Annotated in this window: 1 protein-coding gene; it reads right to left on the bottom strand. The window is 32.9% G+C overall.

Annotated features, from left to right (window positions below):
• A partial coding sequence (locus ACP5S8_RS08385; RefSeq protein WP_461876483.1) for a methyl-accepting chemotaxis protein occupies positions 1 to 1,410 on the bottom strand: 1,410 nt, incomplete at its 3' end.
• Positions 1,411 to 1,421: the final 11 nt, after the last annotated feature.

The raw sequence follows: 1,421 nt of genomic DNA, 5'->3' as shown, positions 1-1,421 counted from the left end.
TGCTATTTTGTCGGATATCTCAGCGGATAAACCTGATATGTGTAATATATTCTCATATTGTTTTACTAGGTTTTCCACTTGCTCAGCGCCTGTTTTTATAGCTTCTGCTATTGATGTGGTAAGATTTGATATATTTTTAGCAAAACCGCCGGTCCTCTCTGCTAATTTTCTCACCTCATCTGCCACCACTGCAAAGCCCCTACCTTGTTCTCCTACTCTTGCTGCTTCTATTGCCGCATTTAAAGCTAGCAGGTTTGTCTGTTCTGCTATGAAAAGGATATTTTCTGTGATTACATCTATTTGTTTTCCCATCTGTTCTATAGTTTTTACAGCTTCTTGGGTTTTTAAAAGCTCTTTCTTTCCTATTTCTAAACTATTTATTACTTCTTTTGTAATGTTTTTAGCTTCTTGGGTATTTTCAGCTATAGAATTTATAGCTATAGATGTCTGGTCGGTGGCATTTTTGATATGCTCTACTTGATCTGTTAGAAGCGCCTTTGAATCATCTAAATCCATACTTATACCAAATATTTGGGCTTGTACCTCTGCCATGTGTTCTACGCTATTTTCTATATTCTTAAATGCCTCTCTTAACTTGTCCATAGATATGTTTACAAACTCTATAAGGTCTTTCACGTCACCTTTGGATTCCAAATCTATCTTTTTTGTCAAATCTCCCTCAGATATATTGTAAAAGACTTCTTTGATGCCAGATATAGCTTTGTTTATCTCATCTATAAAAATAGCCAAAGACTTTGCGATAATTTGTATTTCACCTTTAAACTTGTTTATATCAAAAGATACGTTTAGCTCCATTTTATCCGTGGTTTCCTTTATAAGCTTTTCTAGATTCTCTACGTCGTTTTGGATGCTTTTCTCCATAAAATAATTAAAAATAACTAAAAATGCTACCACGCTCATTATAGCGAAAAATATGTATTTTGTAATAGAATCTATATGATTTTTAATGTATACCTCTTTCTCTAATATAGAAGAAGCATTAGTTTTTATAAGCATGTCAAAGCGTTTTCTCAACGGAACCCATATCTTACTTTGAACCTCTATGCTTTTTCCTATGTAGTAGTTTTGATTGTTGGTGTTTATGTTGTTAACAACTTCGTTTGTAAAAGCTATAAAATTGTTTAGATAGTTCTTCAGAGTTTCATCTTGAATCAGCTTAATCTTGGTGTTTATATTCTTTAAAGCGTTGTTGTACATGTTGTGCGCTTTTTGGTCTGAAGGGTTTAGCATTATAGTGGTATAGGCATTTTTTAAAGTAAGGACATCTGTCAAAAGCTTGTAAAGCTCTACTTCAGAATGAGACACCTTCATATAGATATCTATGTTTTGCTTTATATTGTTATCTAATATATACAATATACCTTGAGCCACAAAAGCTCCCAAAATCATAAAAATCTGTA

This window comes from Hydrogenobaculum sp. (genome assembly GCF_049967395.1).
In the GTDB taxonomy this organism is placed as follows: Bacteria; Aquificota; Aquificia; order Aquificales; family Aquificaceae; genus Hydrogenobaculum.
Note: the sequence above shows the minus strand (reverse complement) of the source record. Positions and strands in the feature narration are given on the sequence as shown.